The sequence below is a fragment of the Sphingomonas cannabina genome (assembly GCF_021391395.1).
Taxonomy (GTDB): domain Bacteria; phylum Pseudomonadota; class Alphaproteobacteria; order Sphingomonadales; family Sphingomonadaceae; genus Sphingomonas; species Sphingomonas cannabina.
Map to the genome: position 1 here is coordinate 3,636,796 of NZ_CP090059.1, position 22,003 is coordinate 3,658,798.

General features: G+C 67.7%; 25 protein-coding genes. 11 read left to right on the forward strand and 14 right to left on the reverse strand.

Going from position 1 to position 22,003, the window contains the following annotated elements; translation table 11 throughout:
• Positions 1-65 precede the first annotated feature (65 nt).
• The 4 genes from LZK98_RS17150 to LZK98_RS17165 all read right to left on the reverse strand — a co-directional run bounded on the left by LZK98_RS17150 (position 66) and on the right by LZK98_RS17165 (position 6,529).
• Positions 66-3,737 (reverse strand): DEAD/DEAH box helicase, encoded by a 3,672-nt coding sequence (locus LZK98_RS17150; RefSeq protein ID WP_233783735.1) that lies wholly within the window; start codon positions 3,735-3,737, stop codon positions 66-68.
• Complete coding sequence (locus LZK98_RS17155) at positions 3,724-4,713, reverse strand: aminotransferase (protein ID WP_233783736.1); 990 nt, start codon at positions 4,711-4,713, stop codon at positions 3,724-3,726. The genes LZK98_RS17150 and LZK98_RS17155 overlap by 14 nt, the downstream gene beginning before the upstream one ends.
• Positions 4,714-4,968: 255 nt before the next feature.
• Complete coding sequence (locus LZK98_RS17160; RefSeq protein ID WP_233783737.1) at positions 4,969-5,886, reverse strand: HEPN domain-containing protein; 918 nt, start codon at positions 5,884-5,886, stop codon at positions 4,969-4,971.
• A gap of 64 nt (positions 5,887-5,950) precedes the next feature.
• The gene (locus tag LZK98_RS17165; RefSeq protein WP_233783738.1) at positions 5,951-6,529 is read right to left on the reverse strand and encodes an alpha-ketoglutarate-dependent dioxygenase AlkB; all 579 of its coding nucleotides are present in this window, start codon (positions 6,527-6,529) and stop codon (positions 5,951-5,953) included.
• A gap of 47 nt (positions 6,530-6,576) precedes the next feature.
• Between LZK98_RS17165 and xth the strand changes: the two genes are divergently transcribed.
• Positions 6,577-7,356 (forward strand): exodeoxyribonuclease III, encoded by a 780-nt coding sequence (gene xth / locus LZK98_RS17170; RefSeq protein ID WP_233786628.1) that lies wholly within the window; start codon positions 6,577-6,579, stop codon positions 7,354-7,356.
• Between the two features lie 31 nt (positions 7,357-7,387).
• On the opposite strand, the gene LZK98_RS17175 is transcribed toward xth, so the two are convergent.
• A complete protein-coding gene (locus LZK98_RS17175) occupies positions 7,388-7,639 on the reverse strand; it encodes a DUF3606 domain-containing protein (RefSeq protein ID WP_233783739.1) in 252 nt (83 codons plus the stop codon).
• Positions 7,636-9,615 (reverse strand): relaxase/mobilization nuclease RlxS, encoded by a 1,980-nt coding sequence (gene rlxS, locus LZK98_RS17180; RefSeq protein ID WP_233783740.1) that lies wholly within the window; start codon positions 9,613-9,615, stop codon positions 7,636-7,638. The genes LZK98_RS17175 and rlxS overlap by 4 nt, the downstream gene beginning before the upstream one ends.
• 348 nt (positions 9,616-9,963) lie before the next feature.
• Between rlxS and LZK98_RS17185 the strand changes: the two genes are divergently transcribed.
• Positions 9,964-10,284, forward strand: a complete 321-nt coding sequence (locus LZK98_RS17185) for a DUF1905 domain-containing protein (protein ID WP_233783741.1) — start codon at positions 9,964-9,966, stop codon at positions 10,282-10,284.
• Positions 10,285-10,379: 95 nt separating this feature from the next.
• On the opposite strand, the gene LZK98_RS17190 is transcribed toward LZK98_RS17185, so the two are convergent.
• Positions 10,380-10,736: a hypothetical protein gene (locus LZK98_RS17190; RefSeq protein ID WP_233783742.1), complete on the reverse strand. Its 357-nt coding sequence runs from the start codon at positions 10,734-10,736 to the stop codon at positions 10,380-10,382.
• A gap of 1,554 nt (positions 10,737-12,290) precedes the next feature.
• Here LZK98_RS17190 and LZK98_RS17195 point away from each other — a divergent pair.
• The 3 genes from LZK98_RS17195 (at position 12,291) to LZK98_RS17205 (ending at position 13,899) form a co-directional block, all read left to right on the forward strand.
• Positions 12,291-12,929, forward strand: coding sequence for a hypothetical protein (locus LZK98_RS17195; protein WP_233783743.1), 639 nt, complete (start codon positions 12,291-12,293; stop codon positions 12,927-12,929).
• A 69-nt stretch (positions 12,930-12,998) separates the two neighbouring features.
• Positions 12,999-13,196 carry a hypothetical protein gene (locus LZK98_RS17200; protein ID WP_233783744.1) on the forward strand — a complete coding sequence of 66 codons (198 nt, stop codon included), beginning with the start codon at positions 12,999-13,001 and terminating at the stop codon, positions 13,194-13,196.
• Between the two features lie 514 nt (positions 13,197-13,710).
• Positions 13,711-13,899 (forward strand): DUF6961 family protein, encoded by a 189-nt coding sequence (locus LZK98_RS17205; protein ID WP_233783745.1) that lies wholly within the window; start codon positions 13,711-13,713, stop codon positions 13,897-13,899.
• Positions 13,900-14,023: 124 nt separating this feature from the next.
• Here LZK98_RS17205 and LZK98_RS17210 read toward each other — a convergent pair whose 3' ends face one another.
• From LZK98_RS17210 to LZK98_RS17225, 4 genes are all read right to left on the reverse strand, one after another.
• Positions 14,024-14,623 (reverse strand): lytic transglycosylase domain-containing protein, encoded by a 600-nt coding sequence (locus tag LZK98_RS17210; RefSeq protein ID WP_233783746.1) that lies wholly within the window; start codon positions 14,621-14,623, stop codon positions 14,024-14,026.
• Positions 14,611-15,183, reverse strand: coding sequence for a S26 family signal peptidase (locus LZK98_RS17215; protein ID WP_233783747.1), 573 nt, complete (start codon positions 15,181-15,183; stop codon positions 14,611-14,613). Before LZK98_RS17215 ends, LZK98_RS17210 begins: the two co-directional genes overlap by 13 nt.
• Positions 15,176-15,400, reverse strand: coding sequence for a helix-turn-helix transcriptional regulator (locus LZK98_RS17220; RefSeq protein ID WP_233783748.1), 225 nt, complete (start codon positions 15,398-15,400; stop codon positions 15,176-15,178). Before LZK98_RS17220 ends, LZK98_RS17215 begins: the two co-directional genes overlap by 8 nt.
• 161 nt (positions 15,401-15,561) lie before the next feature.
• On the reverse strand, positions 15,562-15,888 hold the full coding sequence (locus LZK98_RS17225; protein ID WP_233783749.1) for a DUF736 domain-containing protein: 327 nt from the start codon (positions 15,886-15,888) through the stop codon (positions 15,562-15,564).
• 451 nt (positions 15,889-16,339) lie between these two features.
• Between LZK98_RS17225 and LZK98_RS17230 the strand changes: the two genes are divergently transcribed.
• Together LZK98_RS17230 and LZK98_RS17235 are read left to right on the forward strand one after the other, a co-directional pair.
• The gene (locus LZK98_RS17230) at positions 16,340-16,783 is read left to right on the forward strand and encodes a thermonuclease family protein (protein WP_233783750.1); all 444 of its coding nucleotides are present in this window, start codon (positions 16,340-16,342) and stop codon (positions 16,781-16,783) included.
• A gap of 187 nt (positions 16,784-16,970) precedes the next feature.
• Positions 16,971-17,183 carry a DUF6771 family protein gene (locus LZK98_RS17235; RefSeq protein ID WP_233783751.1) on the forward strand — a complete coding sequence of 71 codons (213 nt, stop codon included), beginning with the start codon at positions 16,971-16,973 and terminating at the stop codon, positions 17,181-17,183.
• 281 nt (positions 17,184-17,464) lie between these two features.
• Here LZK98_RS17235 and LZK98_RS17240 read toward each other — a convergent pair whose 3' ends face one another.
• Entirely contained in the window at positions 17,465-17,890 is a 426-nt protein-coding gene (locus LZK98_RS17240; RefSeq protein ID WP_233783752.1) for an organic hydroperoxide resistance protein, read from the reverse strand.
• Between the two features lie 141 nt (positions 17,891-18,031).
• On the opposite strand from LZK98_RS17240, the gene LZK98_RS17245 reads away from it, so the two are divergent.
• Entirely contained in the window at positions 18,032-18,517 is a 486-nt protein-coding gene (locus LZK98_RS17245) for a MarR family winged helix-turn-helix transcriptional regulator (protein ID WP_233783753.1), read from the forward strand.
• Positions 18,518-18,685: 168 nt separating this feature from the next.
• Here LZK98_RS17245 and LZK98_RS17250 read toward each other — a convergent pair whose 3' ends face one another.
• Both LZK98_RS17250 and LZK98_RS17255 read right to left on the reverse strand, forming a co-directional pair.
• Positions 18,686-19,099: a DUF2958 domain-containing protein gene (locus tag LZK98_RS17250; protein WP_233783754.1), complete on the reverse strand. Its 414-nt coding sequence runs from the start codon at positions 19,097-19,099 to the stop codon at positions 18,686-18,688.
• The gene (locus tag LZK98_RS17255) at positions 19,096-20,133 is read right to left on the reverse strand and encodes an ArdC family protein (protein ID WP_233783755.1); all 1,038 of its coding nucleotides are present in this window, start codon (positions 20,131-20,133) and stop codon (positions 19,096-19,098) included. The genes LZK98_RS17250 and LZK98_RS17255 overlap by 4 nt, the downstream gene beginning before the upstream one ends.
• A 632-nt stretch (positions 20,134-20,765) precedes the next feature.
• On the opposite strand from LZK98_RS17255, the gene LZK98_RS17260 reads away from it, so the two are divergent.
• The 3 genes from LZK98_RS17260 (at position 20,766) to LZK98_RS17270 (ending at position 22,002) form a co-directional block, all read left to right on the forward strand.
• The gene (locus tag LZK98_RS17260) at positions 20,766-21,332 is read left to right on the forward strand and encodes a hypothetical protein (RefSeq protein WP_233783756.1); all 567 of its coding nucleotides are present in this window, start codon (positions 20,766-20,768) and stop codon (positions 21,330-21,332) included.
• Positions 21,333-21,412: 80 nt separating this feature from the next.
• On the forward strand, positions 21,413-21,691 hold the full coding sequence (locus LZK98_RS17265) for a type II toxin-antitoxin system ParD family antitoxin (RefSeq protein ID WP_233783757.1): 279 nt from the start codon (positions 21,413-21,415) through the stop codon (positions 21,689-21,691).
• Between the two features lie 2 nt (positions 21,692-21,693).
• Positions 21,694-22,002 (forward strand): type II toxin-antitoxin system RelE/ParE family toxin, encoded by a 309-nt coding sequence (locus LZK98_RS17270; protein ID WP_233783758.1) that lies wholly within the window; start codon positions 21,694-21,696, stop codon positions 22,000-22,002.
• Position 22,003: the final 1 nt, after the last annotated feature.

Below are 22,003 nucleotides of genomic sequence, written 5' to 3' on the forward strand. Positions count from 1 at the left end.
GTCACCGCGAAGCGAGCGCAACCGACCTGAAAAAGCGGTTCGGATGAACCACTGCGGCGGGGGGCTCAGAAGGTCCGCGTAACCCGCACGCCGAACTGATCATTCGCGATTACATAGTCGTGCCCGGATGGCCGCGCGGCGCCGGCGCCCGGGATCGCCTGCCCGGTCCCAACCTCGAAACCAGCGGGATCTATCCACGTCACGGTGCCGTCGCGAATGATCGGGCGAACGGCATACGAGGCGCGAGAACCGGTCACCCTCGTCAGACCCGCGGCCACCGTCGTCGGCACCGCCGGCGGGACGATCCCCCGCGGCCGCGCCTCCATCCAGGCGAGGAAGAGCTGCGGATCTATCCGCTCCTCGGCCGTGGGGACCAACGTGCGGCTCGCGAGCCAGGTCTCGTATTCAGCACGCAGCACGGTCGCGGCCTCGCGCGTCCCGCCCAACCCCTGCGCCATGGCGAACGCGACGAACGGATCGAGCGTGCCCCAGCGCAGCAGCTCGCGGAACCAGAAACCGATCCACGGCAGCTTCGTGGTCTCGCGCCATTCCGCGAGGTTGGGGACTTCGGCTTCGCCGGCGTTGGCGTTCCATGCCTCCGCGACCGCCGCGCCGACAGAGACGCCGAGCCGGAACTCCAGGTTGTTGGCCACGAAGCCCTGCCAGCGGCGGAGCTCGCCGGCCGCCGGCGGCGACGCACCGTCACGCTGCACCCACCATCCAGCGACATCCAGCCACCGGTCGATCAGCGCCTGCTCGGTCGCTCCACGCGCCGTGAAGCCGAAGCCCCTACCGCCCCGCACGAGTTCGCCCAGCCGCCCGACGAGCGCGAACCGTTCCGCGTTGCCCCATGTGCCGTAGTCGGCTGCACCACGAAGCGCTTCCAGGATGGCGGGCGACACCTGCTGGAACTGCCGCCCGACGTAGGGCGTGAAGCCGATCTGGTAGAGCGCGCGTCGCTGGACGGGATCGGGATACAGCCGTGCGGCTAGCGCTTCGCCGCGCTTCACGAAGGCTGCCTCTAGCCATTCCTCCGCGACGCCGGCGTATCGGGTGAAGGACCGGCTCCAGATGTCGCGTATCGCCGCTTCGACGTCCGCCGGCGCTCCAGACAGGCGTTCCATCTCCTCGATCGCCGACAGGATGAAGCCGTCGAGTTCGTCGAGACTGTCGCCTAGCATGTCCAGAGTCTGCGTCGATCCGACGCCGAGGTTGTCGCCGACCGATTCCGGCAGGGATGCCTCGAGGAACGCGTGCAGGTCGGCGACCGTGCGTAACCCCAGCACGTCGTGCGCCTTCTGCCAGATCGAACGTAGCAGCGTCTGGAGCGGCGTGCTGACGGTGGCGTCGGCGCGGGACTCGGCCGCGATCGCGTCGAGGAGCCGGTTCAGGTTGCGAACGAACCCGTCGCGCTGATTGCGCTGCGTCGCCTGCTCGGCCGGTGCCGTCGACGAGTTGGCCATCGGCAGGCAGACGAGCGTCATGCCCTCCATCGACTCCGCCGCGCCCGGCCGGCCAGCGCGTCCCGCTAGATTGCGGAATTCCGCCGTGGGCAGGATGTCGGTCACCGGCTGGCCCGTCGGCCGTATGTCCACGGTCCGCTCCAGGCTAGGCAGGATGATGAGGTCGAACGGAAGGTTCACCCCCTCGGTCAAGGTCGCGGTCGCCACCGTCACCGGACAGACGCGCTTCTCGATCAACTCGACCATCAAGCGCCGCAGACGCTGCGGCATCTGGCCATGGCTCGTCGCGATGCCGCGGTCGAGCAGAGCGACCTCGGACGAAGCCGGACCGCAATAGTCGACGCAGGCTGCGCGCGCGTCGGCGAAAAGCTGCACGCCATCCGCCGGCGGCGCGAATGGCGGCAGGGCGTCCCAACCCTTGAGCGTGAACGCCTCGGCATAGCGCTTCATCACGCGGTCGGGCGCCTGCGTGACCGAGATGAGGATGCGACGACCACCGGGGACCAGGTTCATGGCTGTCCACAGCGCATGGTTCTGCACGTAGTGCGGGAGACTGTTGCGTATGGCCGACAGTGGTTCGGGCATCGGGGGAAGGCTGAGGTTGAGGAAAACAGGATCCTCGCGGCCGCGAACGTAAAGCGGCTGGCCGTTGTTCAGCTCAAGCGTGATGCGCGCCGACTGGCCCGGGCGCGATTCGAGCACGCCGACCAGCTGACGGCTGCTGCGGTAGCCGAGCCCCACGGGCTCGGCCGCATCGTCGCCCTCGATCCACCGCGCAACCGGCGGTGCCGCTCCGCCCGCGACGGCGGTCAGCGCCACGCGGGCGATGCCTGGCTTGAGCGCAAGAAGGCGGGTGACCAGGCCTTCGAGCCGCATCGCACGATCGGAGTGGGCGGCGAGATTGCGCATGGTGCGGGGGGAGCCGTCGACGACCACCTGGTGCGCCTCGTCGATGATCAGCAGTTCGAGGCGCCGGACCAGAAGGTGCCCGACATAGCGGATGAGAGCCTCGGCCTTCTCCACCGTGGCGATCAGCACGGTCGAGGTGTCGGCCGTCAGCCAGTAATCGGTGATGCCCCAATCTGTGCCGCCGTAGAGTCCGGTGACGGTGATCTCGCTGCGGAATTCGGCGCTCAGCTTGGCCTCGACCTCGCCCGCCAACGCGCGTGACGGGACGATGTAGAGCGCGAGCGGCGATGGCTTGCCGTCCGCCGGTGCGGTCAGAAGCAGCTCCTTCACCAGCGCGAGGTTGGCGACCAGCGTCTTGCCCGATCCCGTCGGGGTGCAGAGCGCGAATGACCTGCCGGCCGCGAGACGGGCGAGGCCGCTGACCTGCGACGGCCACAGCACGCCACGACCACGGGCGAACTGCTCGCGGGCAAACCGGTGCAGCTTCGCAGCCGCATCCGGGCTGAGCGCCGCAAGCGGCGCGGCACGACGGTGCAGGCTATCCCGCGCGAAACGGGCAGCGGAAGCGCGGACCAGCTTGAGCATGATCCAAGCCTCGTCGCCGACGATGCGCGTCGCGACATCCGCCAATGCTGCCAGCTTCTGCAACGCCGTCTCGGTCCTGATCAGCTCGCCGCGCCGCAGCCCGTCCGCGAGGAGACCGATAGACCGCACCGTCTCGACGGCGACATACCAGGCGACCCGGCTCGTCCGGCTTTCCGGCGGCGCGTCGCCATCTTCGTCCGCCTCCAGTGCGATGGACGGCATCGGTTGTGGCGGCTCATCGTCGGTATCAGCGAGAAGCCCTTCCGATCCGTCCGGCCCCGTCAGATCCCCATGCCTAGCCCAGAACGCGGCGGTGAGCTCCATCACGGAGTCGAAGTCGCAACCGAGGAACGCGCCCAGGATGGCGCCGACGCCATCGAGCTTCACCCGCTTCAGAATCCCGCCGGCCATCGCCGGCAGACCCGCGAGCTGATACGCGCCGGCGGCGAGCACCTCGGCGGGAACGTCGTGCGTGACGTCGTCTCCCGCGCGGGTCAGCCATTCCAGGATCTCGCCCGCACGGCGGTAGCAGGACGCCGCCGCCGCGCCGTCCGGGCCATCACCCTCCTCGAAGATCGTCGCTGCGTGCAGCAGCCTGCGCGCATCGGTGAAAAGCTCGACCGATTGCCTGACCGACCAGTCGAGGGACGTGACCCGCCAGCTGCTCTGGATCGACCGCACGAAAAGGCGCGCCTGCTGCGCGGTCAGCGCGTTCTCCGTAGCATGGACCGCGAGGAAGGCCTCGGCCAGCGCGCGGCGTTCCGCCTCAAGCTCCGCCATGCTTCACCCACAGGCTGGTGTATATCCGCTTGATCAGGTCTTCGCCGCCTTCGAGGACGATCTCCACGATCTGCAGCGGACGCGTCGCCTTATAGTCGGCGGGCGCGGCCGCCGTCGGCAGCAACGTCGCCCCGTTCGGGCGCGTCGGTGACCGGTTGCCCGCGACCAGGACGAGGTCGGTGCGAGGCGGGCTCGACTTCCCGAGCAGTGCCTCGTCCAGCGAAAGGATGGTCCGGGCGAAGGTGTCCCGATCCTTTATCGCGAGCAGGTCGCACATCTGCTGGAGACCCTTCGGCACCGGGAGCGCGGTGTTGATGTCGTTCCAGACGCCGTTGTCCTTGTAGACCCGCGCTGCGCCCTTGCCCGTGCCATCGCCCTTCATGATCGTGTCCATCGTCGAAGCCGTGAGGTCGGCGCGCCACTTCGCCTCGCCGGCGATGAAGGCAGTCACTGTGCCGTCGGCGGCCATCTCGAGCCCGATGAAGTCGTTTCCGGGCCGCCCGTGCACCTCCCGCTTCTTCGTGGGATCGCGCGCGAGGTCGAAGATGTAGTCCTCGACCGCGCCATGGCCGCGAAAAAGGAAGATCGGGATCCGCCACGACTTGGTGCCCACCATTGGGTAGGCCTCGGCGATCATGCCCGCCATCACCTCGCCGAACAGACCGCGGATAGTCTTGGGCGGCAGGCAGTTCGGATAGGTGGCGTCGGCACCCATCTCGCCCGCCTCAGGATGGAGCGAGATCCGGACAGCCTTGTGGAAGTGTTCGCGCGCATCGGCATGAGCCGATTCGAAATAGGGACGAAGTGCATCAACTATGCCGTCCTGAAACGGCGCTGTTGACTGTTCCAACAGCAGGTGGCCGTAGGTGCCTGAGCCCCCGGTCGCGTCGGTGAAGAAGGACTTGAGTTCGGTGAGCGGCGGTTTCTCGGTATGTAGCACAGGGTGAGGATGCCCCGCGCCCCCCGACTGAGGCAACTAAGATTTGAACCATTATCGTTTCGGGTGAGAATTCTGCCTTTTATACGCAGCCCTTGTGCTGCCGCCTGTGGCACTGACACACGCTGGTTTAGACACCTACACCTCACCAATTGTCTGGCGGCTTCCCCGATCATCGCGCCCAGAAGCGGTCTGACCGCAAACGGCCCACATCCGGTCAGTCGCTGGTCAAAGGACATCTGAGATGTTGCATCGCGTCCGAAGAAATTCTCCAATAATACGGCGGGGCTGCCCTTATATGCCGGCCGATGTCCGCAGCTCCGCGACACGTTCCTGGCAAATCTCATCGACCAGGCTGCGGAGCCGTTCAACCGATTGCGAGAGTGCGGCAAGATCTTCCATGCTGATCTCGTAAGCGTCCGAGTAGCGGGCGTCGACATACGCCCGCTTCAGCAGCTCGAAGCGGCGTCGTTCGACGCGAGTGGCACGTGGCCATGCATCAATCAGCCGCTGATCTCGCTCCTCAGCAAATGAGCGTAAGAATTTGATATTATGAGAGCGCGGTGAATAGAACGTCCAAACCAACAGAAAGCAGACATATAACGTCTCGGTTGCTTGATGAAGGTTGAATGCCGCCTTCTTCGGCCACTCGCCGGCGTTGCCCTTAGAAAGTGCATGGCCGGCCAGTTCGAGCCACTCATCGGCGGAAGGAAGCTGCCTCTCTAAGTAGCTTGACGACAGTTTGTACGCGTCAGCTGGCGTCAACGGCTGAGGCGATGCCAACGAAAATCCCGGCAGCTCGTAGAGCGCGATGCCATCCCGCGCGACATCCACCCAGAAGTATTCGCCACGGGCCAGCGCGTCATTCACCTCGTCCATAGTGTGCACAATGATGTTGACTAGCCGGCCGATCTCGGGATCGCGAAGGATCTTGTCTTCGGCGACGTACCAGTAGTCGGCGATCTCCGTCAGCTCCTTGTGGCTGACGATCACGAGAATGTCGAAATCGGACTGGTAGCCGTTCTCCGGCTCATCGACCCAATCATCGCGCGCATAGCTGCCGAACAGGATGATCTTGAGGATCTTGCCGTTGCGCTTCCACGGCTGCGTCGCACGCGAGGTCGCCACGGCGAACTCGTCCATGAGAATCCGCTTCACGCGCTCCAGCTCGTCCTGCTGGCGCTGGGGGAGATGGTCGATATCGCTGCGCACGATCGGGATTCTTGCCGGGCGGCGAGAGGATGGCAAGGCCGCAATGCGGAGATGCGAAAGCCGATCAGCCCTGCATGGTCTTGCCGCGTTCGGAGAGGCTGCGGAACGTAACCGACCAGCGCGTCACCTCCATCGGCGCAATGCTGTGCTCCCACTCGTGGCGGACCTCACCGGTCAGATGATAGACCGAGCGCGGCGCCAGTGCCTGCGCGGCACGAACGAAGCCGCCGCCCGGCTTGCGGTGCCTGAGGCGCAGCACCGCTTCGGCGCCGAGCGACAGACCGACGACATGCTCGAACACCGGCCGGTCGCGATGCCAGCCGATACCGGCGCCCGGATCGTAACGGATGAGCAGCGCCTGCACGAGCGTCTCCGGATCGAGCCCGGCGAATGCCGCAGCCCGCTCACGCACGGGAAGCAGGAACTCGGGGATCGGCGTCGTCGGCGCGAACGTCGCCTTGTCGAAATCATACTGCCAACCGAACGAAGCTGTCAGCCGCTTGCCGGTCCAGCCTTGGAAGCGGAACGGCGCCAGCGAGACGCCCTCGATTCCCTTGATCAGCGCGTGCTCCTCCTCGGCCGAGAGGAAGTTCTCGGCATAGGCAAGGCCCGAAACGGCAGGGAGAGCGAAGAGATCGGCCATGGGAACGTGGGCATGCTCGCGCGAATTGAGCGGGCATGCCTACCGATATGAGGATCGCGACCTACAATGTGAACGGCATCAACGGGCGCCTGCCCGTGCTGCTGCGCTGGCTGGAGGAATCCGCGCCCGATGTCGTCTGCCTCCAGGAATTGAAATCGCCCGACGAGCGCTTCCCCAAGCAGGCCCTTGCCGATCTTGGCTACGAGGCGATCTGGCACGGGCAGAAGAGCTGGAACGGAGTCGCGATCCTGAGCCGGGTCGGCATGCCGGTCGAGACCCGCCGCGGCCTCCCCGGCGATCCCGTCGACAGCCACAGCCGCTATATCGAGGCGGCGGTCGGCGGCATCCTGATCGGCAACCTCTATTTGCCGAACGGCAATCCGCGCCCCGGTTCCAAGTTCGATTACAAGCTCGCCTGGTTCGACCGGCTGATCGCCCATGCCGCCGAGCTGCTCGGGACCGGCGTGCCGGCGGCGCTGATCGGCGACTTCAACGTGATGCCGACCGAGCTCGACGTCTACAAGCCGGAGCGCTGGCTCGACGACGCGCTGTTCGCGCCGGAGGTGCGCGCCGCCTACCGGCGGTTGCTCGACCAGGGCTGGACCGACGCGCTGCGCACCCTCCATCCGGAGACGCACATCTACACCTTCTGGCACTATTTCCGGAACGCCTTCGCCCGCGACGCCGGCCTTCGCATCGATCACTTCCTGCTCAGTCCGGCGCTTGCCGGCCGCCTCAAGGCCGCCGGCGTCGAGCGCGACGTGCGCGCGTGGGAGAAATCCAGCGACCATGCGCCGGTGTGGATCGACCTGACGGACGAGCGCTGACGGAAGCGCACACCGCCCCCGCGCCGCCGATCTATTTCCTCAGCTTCTCAGCGGCCGCATTGAGCTTTTCGCGATCGTTGCCGATCCGGTCAATCAGCTTCTGCGCCTGGTCCTTGCCGATGCCGTGCTTGCGGGCGAAATAGTTGACCTCGTATCCCTGTCCGCCTGCCACGCGCCGCCGGTCGGTTCCGCCGCGCTTGGATTTGTCGTCTGCCATCGACCCTCTCCTTCCTGCGCAGAATCGACGAGACCCGGCCGTTGTTCCGGCGAGCAGGTCAGTCATGACATGCTCGGCCCGCTGCGGCCGCGGCCGATCGTCCAGCTGATGCCGTCGTCGCGCACCAGGCCGGACACCGCCTTGCCGACATGGCGCTCCAGCACCGGCCGCCACGGCACCAGCGTGAACTCCCGGCTCTTCTCGATCAGCGCATAGCGTCCGCCGGCGAGGTCGACCGAGCGCCGGTAGACGCCCTCCACCCGGGCGCCGGCAGGCGCCTCGACGAACGGGAGCTTGAGCTCCTCCGAGAGCCGACCGGCGACCCGCAGCAGCTCGCGCCGCTGGAGCGCGGCGAGCATGTCGGCGCGATAGGAGACGGTCCCGCCCGCCTCCTCGGCGAACCCTTGCACGACCAGCCACTGCCGGCGCTGCTGCTGAGCCTCGCGGACTGCTTGCCCGAACCCGGCCTCGCGCAGAGGCTCCGGCGAGGCGGCGACTAACTCGCGGTCGAGCCAGGTCGCGGCCTCGGCATCGACGAGGTGCTCGAGCGGCTGGGTCGAGAGCGTCTCGATCCTGACCGGTGCGTCGCGCGTGCGCGCCGCCTCATAGGCCGCGGCGCGGTCGAGATGGTCGGGGGGGATGACCCAGCTGCCGTCGGCCGTGCGCTCGACCGCGCCGGTCCGCCGCCGCATCGCTTCGAGGCGGCGGACATGGGTTTCGGCGAACGACTCGGTCGCGGTGGAATCGAAGCGCAGGTGGGCATCGATGTCGTAGCGGCCGCCATTGACCACCGCGACCGCGGCGATCGTGCGGTCGACCTCGCGGACCGCCGGCCGCTCCGGCGTGATCCGCACGATCGCTCCGGCCGGCAGGACCGGCACCGCCTCCCCTTTCCCGATGTCGACATAATGGGTGCGCCCGTCGGTCGCCTCGACGAGAAGATAGTGGCGGTCGCGATGCTCGTCCGCGAGGCCGCGCTCCACTAGGCGGCCGACGATCGCGCACGCGTCCGGCGCAGCGGGATCGTAGATCGCGAGATCGGCCGCGGCGGCCGGCGTCCTGCCGCGTTCGGTGAACGCGCGCTGCATGGCCCGGATGATGTCGCCGCGCTCGCCCATGCGCCGCAGCGCGTCCTCGATGCCGTCCGCCAGCCGCCAGCGTCCGTCCTTCTGCCGCTCGGCCAAGCCCAGTCGCGCCAAGGTCGCGAGGCGCCCGGCGCGCAGGCTCTGCTGGAACGGATCGCGGGCGAGCGCGGCGACGGTGCGCTCGCCGTCCATCTCGCCGAGCAGCCGGCGGTCGATGCTGGTCAGGCGCTCCTGGCCGATCTCGGCGCGCAGCCGCGCCTCGATGTCGCGGTCGCTACGCGGCCCCAGATCGAGGTCGACGAGCTCGGCCGCGCGCTCGCGGATGCCGCGGGTCAGATAGTCCGGCGCGATGACGAGGTCCCTGCCCCTCTCGTCCTTGCCGCGCACGATGATGTGGGTGTGCGGATGGCCGGTGTTGAAATGGTCGACCGCGACCCAGTCGAGCCGGGTGCCGAGATCCTCCTCGATCCGGGCCATCAGCCGCTTCGTCAGGTCTTGGAGGTCGGCATATTGGTCGCCATCCTCGGGGGAGACGATAAAGCGGAACTGGTGGCGATCGCCCGCTTGCTCGTCGAGCCAGCGCCGGCCGTCGACCTTGTCCGAGTCCGGACCGTAAAGCTGGCCCGGCCGGCCGTCGCGGGTCACCCCGTCGCGCTGGATGTAGCGCAGGTGCGCGCGGGCACCCTCGAACCCCTTGCCGGCGAGGCGGACCAGGCGCGCCTTGACGATGACGCGGCGCCGGCGCCAGGCGGCGAACCGGTCGCGCGCGGCGAGCACGCGTCCTACCCCTGCCCCGCGCCCCAAGCGGCTGCCGGCAAAACCGCGCCGTGCGCCAGGCGATGCCGCGCGGGCGAGATTGGCGGCGGCGAGCACGCGCGACAGGTAGCTGCGCGGCCGCTGGCCCGACGACGCACGCATGCGACCGAGATGCGGTTCGAACTCTTCGTCAGCGGCCATCGGACCCGTCCCGGCTGGCGCCCCGCCGCTACCATGGCCGGCGCGGCGGCGGCTGAAAACCGGTGCCGGCGGACATGGCGGAATTTCGCGGTTTGCGGGGAGGACGGCACTGTCCGCGACGCGGCAGTGCCGCAACTTTCCAAGAAAAACGATGTACAGGCAATGGCTTGCGGCACCAGAGGTGCCGGCGCTTTATCTTGCCTTCCGTGCTCTCCCCGTGCACCACGCTCCAGGAGGCACCTCGTCAGCCCTCGATCCGCGGCATTGCAGGCAGGCGTATCCCCCTTGCGGCGCCCGGCGACATGGGACAGCCTCTGCGACCGGACTGCTCGTGGGAGGGCCGGTCGCTTGAGCGCCGATACCATCACCTTCACCGCGCCGCTGCTGGTGTGGCACACCGAGAAATATGGCGACATCGGCTATGTCAGGATCGTCGGCAAAGCCGCCGATGCGATCGGCGGGCATGAGCTGGCGCACAGGCTTGAGCTCGGCCGCCGGCGCGGGTTCGGTTCGGTCAAGGTCAACGCCGCAATCGGCGACAGCAGCTGGTCGACCTCGGTGTTCCCGCCGAAGGAGGGCGGCTGGTTCCTGCCGGTCAAGAAGGCGATCTGCCGCGCCGAAGGGCTGGCGGCGGGCGACGAGGTCGAGGTGCGGCTGGAGCTCCTCTAGCCGATGGTCATGGGTGCCACCCGCCGCGAGCGAGGCAAAAGAACAGGGCGGCACCCTGCCAGGCGCCGCCGCTGTCGAGCCGATGCGGACCGCTCTCAACGCATCCGATGGAACGCGTCCTGGGCATCTCCGGCGTTGCGCATCAGCCTCAGCCCGTGCATCGCCTGGACCGCGCCATCGCCATCGACGATGCACTCCGCGACGAACCAGATGTGCCGCAGTGCGCCCATGATCGCGACCCGGTCGAGCTCCGCATCTTCGCCATTATCGGTGCTTTCGCACGTTCCGAGATGCCGTTCCCTGACGCGGCTCTGCCAGTGGAATTCGGCGGCTTCCGCTTCGAGAAAATGGGTTGCGATCTCGATCGAATCCTCATCTCCGAACTGTGCCTGGAGTCCAGCGAGAAGCGCCGGATAGGCATCGCGCGATGCCGCCGCGATGATTGAAATCATGGTCATGGAAGCCTCCTTCGCTTGCGTCCTCCGACCTGAGGACGACGTCTGGAGGACGGGCGGCGGGGCGGCTGTCAGGGCCGCCGGCGCGTCAGCGCAGGCGCCGCGCGAGCGGCGGCGGAGGAACCGATTTTGTCGCGTAGCGACCAACAAATGCGCGCGCTTCAGCGCGCTCCATCTCGCGGCAAAATTGGAGGGGCCGCCGGCCTTGAGAGCCGCCCCGCCGCCCGTCATGCTGGGCCTTGCCGAGACAGCCCTCCCCGCCCTTGTGGCGGTCTCGTCTTCCTATCGGGACCAGCTCGATCCAGATCGGGGCACCGTCGTTGGACTTAGCCCGTCCAATCACAGATCACGGATAGCGTTTCGTTAGGCGACTGCGCCTTCATCCGAGAATATTCCGGCACCTTCGGAACCAGCTTCGCCACCCGTCCGAATGCGCGCGCGAGCGTTGTCGCATCGGCGCGGGGAGGAAATGCTGCCCTTGCACCGGCCGCTTCGAGGGTTTTTGCCCTATATTATATACATGCATGGCAAGTATGGATAAGTCGAGACTACTTGGCGCGGTTTATCTCCGGAGGCTGAACTCATCTCTCGATGGTGTATCTTTGGGATCATACTCATCCGATGACGTAACCTTCCCCAACCAGGGTAGAACGCTCTCAATCCCAGTCGTGATTTTTTCGTTTGTTATCGTTATAGATATATGATCTATATACACCTTGCCATCGGTTAGCTTAAGAAGTTCTGTATAATCCACTAAGTGGAATGCTGATTTTTTTAATCTATTGGACGCAAATCCGATATGTAGACATTGCCCCTCAGCTAATCTGAGCGAGGATTCGGCATTTGCAATCTCGGCCCTCGGAGTTCTATCTCTTTTATAGTCGCAAAGGGAGCGTACTGTTGCTCCCTTTAATCGAGATATCCCGGCGATAAAGGCGATGTTATCAACACCGCGGCCGGGGACCCTCTCATTAAATGAATCGGACAATAGGGACCAAGGAGCGCTATCGGAATCATATGGCCCGGCCGGTATGATGAAAACATACCCTTTCCCCGGAATTTCTATCGGGATCGCTTGGCCATGCATACTGCCACTGAACGGCGTAATAAAGGGAATCAGTGGCCGCCAAACGCTTTGACTCCACACTCCACTTCCCGTTCGAACAATATCTCCATCCCTAACATATGCAGTTATTTTATAATGAACCGTCGCCACGGAGGTGCAGGACGCGCATAGTAGCAGCATTCCTAGGGTGATGACGCGCAAGAATGTTAAACCGGCTGGAAAAAACGTGCGAGGCAGAAACCCATTTGCGGGTCGCATCTTGGAGATGCGCATCAATTCGCGAATCGCGCTCATTTCACTGCCCCCTTTTGCGGTAGCAGGCTAGCAACGAGCAGTGTTGCCACAACGAAAAATTGCGCCGGAAAAGTTACTTTCTTGTTTGCTATTTTGGGTGCCAAGGTTCGCTCGCTTGACGGCCGGAGCAATTCGGTTTCCACTGGAACGATGATCGGCTGCGGGGGCGGCCGAGTCGAAGGGGGGATGTCATGAAAGCTATCGTGTGCGCGCTCGCCTGCGCGTCCTGTGTCGTGTCGTTTGACGCTCTGGCTCAGACGGCCGCACCTGCGCCCGTACAATCTACGCCGATCGTCGCGGGTGCACCGGCCGACAATGTCCTTCGCGTCGGAACGCCGCTTCAACTGCGGATGATGGAGGAGCTCACCACCAAGGGGAAGAAGCTCAAGGTGGGCCAGCGCTTCAACATGGAAACGGCAGAAGCCCTCAGCCTCGGCGATACCGTCGTCATTCCCGCCGGCAGTCCAGCCGTCGGCGAGATCACCGACGTCCGCAACAAGGGCATGTGGGGGAAATCGGGGCGCATCAATGTCCGTGCGCTGTATGTCCGCGTGAACGGTCGTCAGATCAGGCTCACCGGGGCGACGGACGACAAGGGCGTCACCGGCACCGCCGGCGTGGTCGCGTCGGTCGCGCTGGTTCCAGTGGTCGGCTTCTTCGTGACCGGCACCTCCGCCAAGATCGGACTGGGCTCGCAGATGAAGGCATTTCTCGACGAGGACGTGCCAGTGACCTTCTCGGGCGGCGCACCCGCACCGTTGGTCGTTCCTGCGACGACCGGGACTCCTGCGCCTGCGCCGGCACCGGCGCCAGGCCAGACCGCATCGTAACGATGCGATCTCGTCAGGACCTGCGCGCGAGCGATATCCGGCTGAGGCAAGGATAGGGAGGCAGCCATCATGGGCCTTATGCATCGGGTCGTGGCCCCGTTCTGGCGCGTCGGTATTGGCGCGCCGGTCGCGCCGGTCCCCAGGCGAAACGGCTATAGCCGGTGGCTCGTCGGGCGGGCCTTCGTGCCCTTGGTCGATCCGGTCGCGCCATGGGCACGCGCCTGTGCCAAATGGCCGGGCGAACGGGCGAGCGGCCCGGCATGGTGAGAGAGATTCTCGCGCTGGTTGCGGTGACCGCGCTCGGCTCGGCGTCACCGCAGCCGGCCTGCGGCCAGGGCCCGGCTGGTCAGCGCGGCTGCTGCTCGCATCACAAGGGCGTCTGCGGCTGCGCCAGCGGCCGCAAGACCTGCTGCGATGGGACGGTTAGCCCGAGCTGTCGCTGCTAGCAGCACGCCGCATGGCACGAAATCGCGCTAGTGCCGCACGACCGGCCATGACACTGCTCGTCCGATGCGGCGATATCGGCAACCGGTTCCGCAAGCCGTCGACGGGGAGATCGGCGTGAAAGGGCCAGTCGGACAATTGCCGCGATATCGCCGGCGAACGATCCGACGGGAGAATGCAGGCGGCACGGATGAAGCGGCGGCTGTTCTATTTCGAGGTGGCCGTCATCGGCGCGCTCCTGCTTCTCAGCCTCGGCCTTTCGGTCGCTGCGCTGTTCTGATGCCGGTTCCCCCGCGTTGCATTTTGCACTCGACCGATCGCGGCATATCGTCGGGCGATGACACGGGATCAGGAGCTGTGGGCCTGCGCGTTGACGCTGGAGCGGCAGTTTGGCGAGCGGGCGCCGCGCTACGTCGCCGAGCGACTGGGTGCCGCGGCGCTCGCGGGCGATGACACTGGTGTCGCGACGATGACGGCGATCGCCGCGAAGCTGGAGATGCTCCGAACAGCGACGCCCTCGGCCTGAGCGTCCAATGGGCCAACCTCTCGCCGTCCACCTCGGGATCTTTCTTATGCCTGATCGGGAATCGTCGTCCGGAGGCGATAGTCATTCAGAACCGAAGCCGCGGAGCAAATATATCCAAGCATGGCTAGCGCGATGACAAGCGAACGAAGATCGCGCTCGCTGCCGTGGGAGACGGCGCTTCAGGCTGCGACACCGCCGCGCCGTTGATCCGAACGAAGATCGTTGTTGGGTGCGACGGCATGATAGGCTTGTCCGCGACGCTCGCGACGTAGGCGACGGTTTCGCCCGGCAGGGGGCGCCCCGCCGCGAGGTGCTCGGCGTAGCGGCCGGGTCCGGCATTGTAGGCGGCGAAGCAGCCCGGATAGCCGAACCGGTCGTACATGAGCCGGAGGTAGTAGGTGCCGGCGAGGATGTTGTCGCGCGGGTCGTGCGGATCGTGGCCGAGGCCGAGCCGGGCGCGCATCTCCGCCCAGGTGCCGGGCATCAGCTGCATCAGCCCCATCGCGCCGGCATGGCTGGTGATCGGACGGCCGTTCAACCTGGTCCGGCCGCCGCTTTCCGCGATCATCACGCGCTCGATCCACGCGGCCGGAAGGCCGAACCGCGCCGCGGCTTCGGCGATATGGACGCGCCAGGGCGCGAGCGGGTCGGCGCCGGCCGGCGCCGCGGCGAACAGCGCCGCAGCAGTCGCCACGGTCCTTGCGAGCCGGTTCAGCGCGGCCATAGCAAGGTCGCCCTGCCGAGCACCAGCCGGGCATCGCTCGGCCCGAAATAGCGCCCGTCGAACGAGTCCGGCCGCGCGCGGTTGAGCAGCAGCAGCTCGCCAGGGCGCAGCTGCCGGCAGCCCTCCCACCACGGCAGCGGACGGCCGCGGCGGTCGCGTTCGCGGCGCAGCACCATGGCCTGGCCGTTGACCGTGAGCACGCGCCCGCGCGCGCAGACCAGGTCGCCGGCGACCGCGCCGATCTGCTTCACCGCCGGCACATTACGCGGGAGGTAGCGGCGCCGCGCGGCAAGCGCGGCCGCCTCCTCGGGCAGCCGGGTCGCAATTAGGTCACCGGGTGCGACCGCCGCGCCGGAATCGATCCAATAGAGGCCGATCGGCGCGCTGGCGCTGGCGTTCCAGACCAGGCGCGGCGTCGGCGGGAAGATGATGGTGTGGCCGAGCGCCGCGACGCCGGCGCCGAGCAGCGCGGCGCGGCGGCGCAGGCGAGTACGGCGTCGCCGGGCGGCGCGCAGCGCCTCGCCCCAGGCGATGAGCGGCAGGTCGCGGCGCTCAGCCATGGTCCGTCTCCGCCCCTCGCGCCGCCGACCAAGCATCGATGTCGTCGATATGGAAGCGCAGCGAGCGGCCGTGCTTGCGGGCGCGTGGGCCCGCCTTCCTCGCCCGCAGCGCCTTCAGCGTCGCCGGGGAGATGCCGAGATAGAAGGCGGTCTGCTTGGTGGTGAGGAACGGCGAGGCCTCGCGCGCCCGCTGCGCGCGATCGTCGGGGTCGCTCATGGTGAGGTTCCGTCGTGGCGCCGGGCGCCCGATTGCGCCCGTGGCACCCCGACCTGCCCCAGGCCGGACCGGTCCGGCAGGGTCGCACATGGCTATCGGCGATTGCGACCCTCCCCCGTCGAAGAGCTCCCGCGCCGGGGCCGGCGCGGGAGCGCATCCGCTCAGTCGAGCGGATTCCAGATGACGGCGAGAACGTCCTCGTCGTCCTGGCCGGCGGCGCGGCCGAGGTTGGCGTAGATCCGCCGCGGGCCGAACTCGGGCGCGGCGATGCTGAGCGAGGTGTAGGGCTTGCCCGAGGCCTCGCCGATCCGGTTCCAGCCGCCGCCGACCTCGGCATCGCCGAGATAGACCCGGTAATCGGGCTGGGCCTCGGTCCGCTTCTCGGCATTGGGCACGATCTCGATGCGGACCGGACGGCTCATCGTCGGGGTCTTGAACACGCCCTTGAAGCCATCGGCGGTGCGGGTGACGGTTCCGAGTGCAGGCATTTCAACGTCTCCTTGGCTTGGTGCGCCCGGACCCGTTCCGGGCGACGGGCGGACCTGAGGGACGGCGTCAGCCGGGACGGCGAACCCTGAGGGCCGCAGCGGCAGCGGAGGACCGGAGCCCCAGGCTGATTTGAGAGCGCAGCGGCCGCGAGGAGCCCGTGGCAATCACCCGCGCGGCCTGTCGCGCGGGGTGATCGCGGGCGGGGAAATCAGCCGCCGGGCGATGGTTTTGCGGGCCCCGGCGGCCGTTCCAGGTCAGCGCCCGAGGAGCCGGAACCGGGCCCGGCCGCACGCCAGGGACAGGAGGCGCCGCCGCGGGACCTAGCCGCGCTGCCGGCCCAACGGCCTGTCATAGCGCACGCGACGCCAGCACCGGCCCGCAAGGGTTTGCGCCGATTGCCGCGACGCAGCCCGGACGATATCGCGACCGTCTTCGCGCGGAGGGGAGCGGATGGAACCGGATCATGGCAGGGAACGCAGCCTATTGCCATCGGCGCGGCGCGTGGCGTTCGGCCTCGCGGCGCTGATCCTCGCCACGGCGGCGGCGGACGAGCGCGGCCGGATCGCCTATGTCACCGACGGCGACACCGTGCGGCTCGAAAGCGGCGAGCGTATCCGGATCGCCGGCATCGACGCGCCGGAAATCCACCGCGGCCAAGCGCGCTGCCGCGCCGAGCTGGCGCGTGGCAGGGCTGCCGCCGAGCAGGCGCGCGCGCTGCTCGGCGGGCGCGTGGTGTCGATCGCACGCGTCGGGCGCAGCTATGACCGCACCGTTGCGAGGTTGCGCCTCGATGGCCGCGACGTCGCGGCCGAGCTGGTGCGGATCGGTGCGGCACGATGGTGGCCGCGCGGACGGGCAAAGCCCTCCTGGTGCGGACGGGCGGCGCAGCGCTGACCGCGGGCACGTGCAGCAGCCTTCGAACGCGTTTCCGCCCGGCGACGGGCCCCGTCGACCGGTGGCCGCACATCCCGCAACGGCATGAGAACGAAAGTGCCGAGCCTGTGGGCGCGCGCCGGCCGGCAAGGAGCATGTGTTGCAGCGGGCTTGCGTATTCGTTCCTTTTTTGTTCTTGATGCACACCATGACGCGACTCGATTCGGACCTGCTCGGCACCATCGCGCGCGCGATCGAGGAGGCGCCGCTCAGCTATCGCCAGGGCCTGGCATCGGCCAACGACCGGCAACGGTTGCGGGCGGCGGATGCGCTGGCCGGCTGGATCGGTGCGACCCTCGCCGCGCCGGCCGCACACCATGACGTACAGCTGGCGCTGCCGATCGACGAGCGGATGGGTTGAGCGCCGGGCGGGCGCCGGAACGACCGGCGGACCGCCTCGGAGATCACGGCATTCCGCCCCGGACCGGCCGTTCGCCGCGACGCCGGCGCCGCGCGAACGGCCGGTCCCGTGCTTCGACCGCCTGGACGCCGCGAGCCGGCACGGCGCCGCGCGATGATGCGGTGGGCAACCTTGCGAACCGGGATCGGCGGAAGCCCGTTCCCGGCCCCTGGTGACGCCTGGCGCCAGTGATCCGGGCGCTCACCGCATTATCGCGGGGGGCTTGCGGGACGGGAGAAGCGTCAGGCCGCGAGCGACAGCCGCACGTCGAGGCCGTTGCGGGCGAGGTGCGAATAGGGGCAGACGACATGCGCTTGGTCGACCAGCTCGCGCGCGACCTCGGGATCGACGCCGGGCAGCGCGATCGTCAGCGCGACATCGAGGCCGAAACCCTGGCCGTCGTCGCGCTTGCCGATGCCCACGGCAGCGGTGACGGTGCTGTCCTCGGCGATCGTCACCTTGCGCTGGCTCGCGACGAACTTGAGCGCGCCGAGGAAGCAGGCGGCATAGCCGGAGGCGAACAGCTGCTCGGGATTGGTGCCTTCGCCGCCGGATCCGCCGAGCTCCTTCGGCGTGACGAGCGCGACGCTGAGCGCACCGTCGGCGGTGCGGGCTTGGCCGGTGCGGCCGCCGGTGGCGGTGGCTTGGGTACGATAGAGAATGTTCATCGCTCTGCTCCTTTATTATCTACGATAACATTTATCGCGATATCCTTTGTTACCGCGCGCCCTTCTGAGTCGCAAGATAAATCTTATCGCGATATGTATTTTTGCGAAAAGGCCGCTAATATCAGTGGCGAGGAGCCTGCCATGACCGACACATCCGATGTGCCGCTGCCGCTGGATGACCAGCTGTGCTACGCGATCTACTCGGCGGGGATCGCCGTCCAGCGGCTCTACAAGCCGCTGCTCGACGAGCTCGGGCTGACCTATCCGCAATATCTGGTGCTCAATGTCCTGTGGCGGGAGGATGCGCAGACCGTCGGCGGGATCGCCGAGCGGCTTGCTCTTGAGTCGAGCACGCTCACCCCGTTGCTGAAGCGGCTGGAAGCGGCGGGGCTGGTGCGCAGGGCCCGCAATCCGGACAACGAGCGGCAAGTCGTGGTCGAGCTGACCGCGCGCGGCCGGGCGCTCCGCCCGCGGGCCGGTTGCCTCGGCGAAGCCTTGCTGAAGGCATCCGGCCAATCGGCGAGGCAGCTCGGCGAGCTGAACCGGGGCGTGCGGCGGCTTCGCGACGCGCTCTACGACGTCATCGGCAAATGGGGCGCGCGCACGCCCGACCGGGCGGAATCCTGAACCTGCGGCCTGGCCGCCGCCGGCCAAACGAACGGCGGTGCGTTGCGAGGCCGTGCCGGCGGGCGGAAAGACGTCGGCGGCCGGCTTCGGGCATGTGAGAAGGGCAGAACGCGGCCATGCGGCCCGCCACGATCTCGGCTCGGGGTTGGCGGCAAACAGCCGTCTGCGTCATCCGCCGGGCGGCGGAAGCTCGTCGTCATTGGCGGGCGCGCGGCGGCGGAGGCGCGCGAGCAGCGTTTCGGCCTCGCGGATCGAGCCGCAGCGGCGTGCCGCTTCGATCCAGACCGACAGCGGCACATCGCTGGCGAACAGGAGATCGCGTTCCAGGCGCAACCCCAGCGGAAGTCGCACCGCGCGCAGCTCGGCGAGATTGAACGTGCCGAGCTCGGGGGTGCCGAAGCCGAGATCGGCGAGGCCGAACAGGGTATCGCCGTCCGGATAGAGTTCGGTCGCGAGCCATGTCGCGGCCCCGAGCGGGTTGAAGAACCTGACGACCGGCGGCGGGTCGAAGTCCTCGTCGATGCGGGCGCGCTCGGCATTAGCGGTGAGCCGCGCGCGCAAGGCGGGAATGAGGAGGATCATGCCGCGATCCTTCCCGCGATGGCGTCGGCGTTCGCCTCGCGGTGGCGCGCGAGCAGCCAATCGGCGGCTTTGCTGGCTAGGCTGGCGGCGCGGAAGATCGCGCGCCCGCGCGGGCCCGCCATGCTCCGGACGGCGGGGTCGTCGCTGAGGTCGGCGCGCAGCACCTCCAGCCAGCTGGCGATATAGTCCGAATGCCGGACGGTCGGCACGATGCCAAGCGCGGCGCACAGGAAGGCCGAACCCATCTCGGCGACCAGCTCCTCGCGGGCATAGCCCTTGCTCCCAAAGGCGTGACCGAGGTCGCGCCCGAGCCGCTTGGCGTGGCCGGTGGCGTGGGTCAGCTCGTGGAGGACGGTGCGGTAGTAGTTGACCTGCTCGAAGAAGGCGGGTTGCGGCGGGACGACGACATGGTCCGGCCCCGGCGCGTAATAGGCCTGGGCCCCCTGCACGACGACGCGAACGCCGCTCGCCGCGATCACCGCTTCGGCGACGGGCACGATCTCGCGCTCGGGGAGCGGCACCGGCTCGGGCGCAAGGCCGGGGCGCAGCCCGTCGCACTGCGCGATGTTGAACAGGGTCGAGCGCCTGAGGAACGGCACGTGTTTCGGCTCGTCCCCGCTGTCCCGGGCGCGTTCGCGCTCTGCGGCGGGGATGAAGCGATCGGCATAGACGATGCCGACGCCGCGCTCGCCCTTGCGCACGCAGCCGCCCGCCTGGATCGCCTGACGGAAGGTCAGCCAGCATTGCGATGCATAGCCCCTGGCGAACAGCTCGCCCCACAGAGTGAGGATGTTGATGCCCGAATAGGGACGGCCGGTGAGTGCGTTGCGTGGCAGGCCGACCGCGGCGGCGGCCGAGCCATCGGGTGCACTCCAGGGCGTCACCCACGGAACGGTGCCCGCCTCCAGCTCGGCGATGATGCGCTGCGTCACCTCGACGTAGAGGCGTCCCCGGTCGGTCTCCCCGGAGGCAGCGCGGCGCGCGCCACCCTTGCGGCGGCCGGGCCCGGCACGGGACAGGCGGGTTGATGTCATCGCTTTCCTCCTCCCCGCCCGAAAAACCCCCAGGGCCCCGGCCGAAAGGGGTGGGCGGCGAGAGCGACCGGAGAGGCGCGCCGCAGGCGCCGCCGGCACCCAAGCCGGAGGCGCAGGGCCGGAATGCAATGGAGGAGCCGGGGCGTCAGCCCGGCTTGCCGGCAGCGCGGGCGCGCCTAGCAGGGAGCGCCGCCCACCCCCTTTGGCCGCGGCCCGTCCAGACAAGCGCCATCGCGCGGCACGCGCGATGACCGCATGCAGGGGCCGGATGGGCCCCTGCCCCATGCATCAGCGACATGCATCAGCGACCGTCACCCGAAGGGCCGAGACGCGGAATTGGCGCGGCTCGGTGCAGCTTGGCGAACGCGCCCGAAAGGGTAAGTCTAGCGGAATAGAGCGCGGTCCGGCTCCCGGCCGGAGACGCCGATCGCGACGGCGCGCCCGAATGCTCCACTGCCAGCCGCCGCAAAGCAAGGATGTCTCATGGCCGATCCCATTGGCCATGACATCGCGCCCGACCTTGCCAGGTCGGTTCCCGGGCGGAGATCAGCGAATGGGAGCGTCAGCACCGTTGCGGGCACGGCCGGCCAATGCCACCCTCGTTGGCGATCGGTTCGTCTTGGGGGACGGTGATGATTCGGCGTCGTCAGTTTTTCGGCCTGACCGCGACGGGACTGGGCATGCTCTGGTCCGGATCGGAGGCAGCGGCGTGCACGCTCGTGGCCGTCAACCGCGCACCGTTCAGGGATCGCATGTGCCGCCGCGCGCTGGCCGAGTTCGTGGCACTGCTGAACGACGCCCCTTCGCTCCCGGTGGAGGACGTGTTGCGGCGCAAGGACGAGATCGGGGTCTGGATCGAGGAGGGGTGGGTCGACGACCGGCTGGGCGAGGAGCGCTCGAACAAGGACGCCGATCGCCAATACACGTTCGTCCGGGAATTTCGCCTGTCGGCCGGCATTCTCGATCCCAGGCCGATCGAGATCGACGGCATCAACCTGGTCCGCCGGCTGGGCAACCGGGCGACCTATCAGTTCACCCTCAAGCGCTACGCCTACCATCCTGCCGACCCTGAAGGATGCAACGGCCTGTTCGTCCACGACGAGTATTACGGCGATGATCGCCTGTCGTGCCTGGCTACATTCTCGGCCAATCATCTGAAGACCGTCCGCCGGTTTCCCGAATGGTATCTCGAGGCGTAGGACGGGAGCACTGCTCAGCCCGCCCGGATTGAAATGGCCGGCCAATAGGATTAAATCCTATTCCCTGAAGGGACAGAGGAATGCGCTCGACCCAGCAATTCAGCGTGACGCTGCCGAACGAGATGGCGGCCCAGGTGCGCGCCAAGGTCGCCTCGGGCGAATATGCCAGCGAAAGCGAGGTCATCCGGGACGGCCTGCGGGCGCTCCAGGCGCGCGACCGCGCCGTCGAAAGCTGGCTCCGCAACGAAGCGCTGCCCGCCTACGACGCCTACAAGGCCGACCCGCAGCGCGGGCTGTCGCTCGATGAGGTGAAGGCCGGGCTTGCCAAGCGGCACGAGCGGGCCGCCCGGCGCGACTGAGCATGGCCACGCGCATCGTCGTCACGCCCGAGGCGCGTGACCAGATTGACGCGATCTACGACTATATCGCCGAGGCAGCCTCGCCGGAGATCGCCCGGCGCTTCACCGACGGGATCGTCGATCACCTGGCGAAGCTCGCCGACCATCCCCGCATCGGAACGCCACGCGACGATCTTCGGCCTGGCCTGCGCACTTTGGCCCATCGCCGCCGCGTGACGATCGCCTTCATAGTTGAGGACGCGGCCGTGGTCGTCATCGGCTTCTATTATGGCGGGCAGGATTTCGAGAGCTTGCTGCGCGACGAGTCCTGAT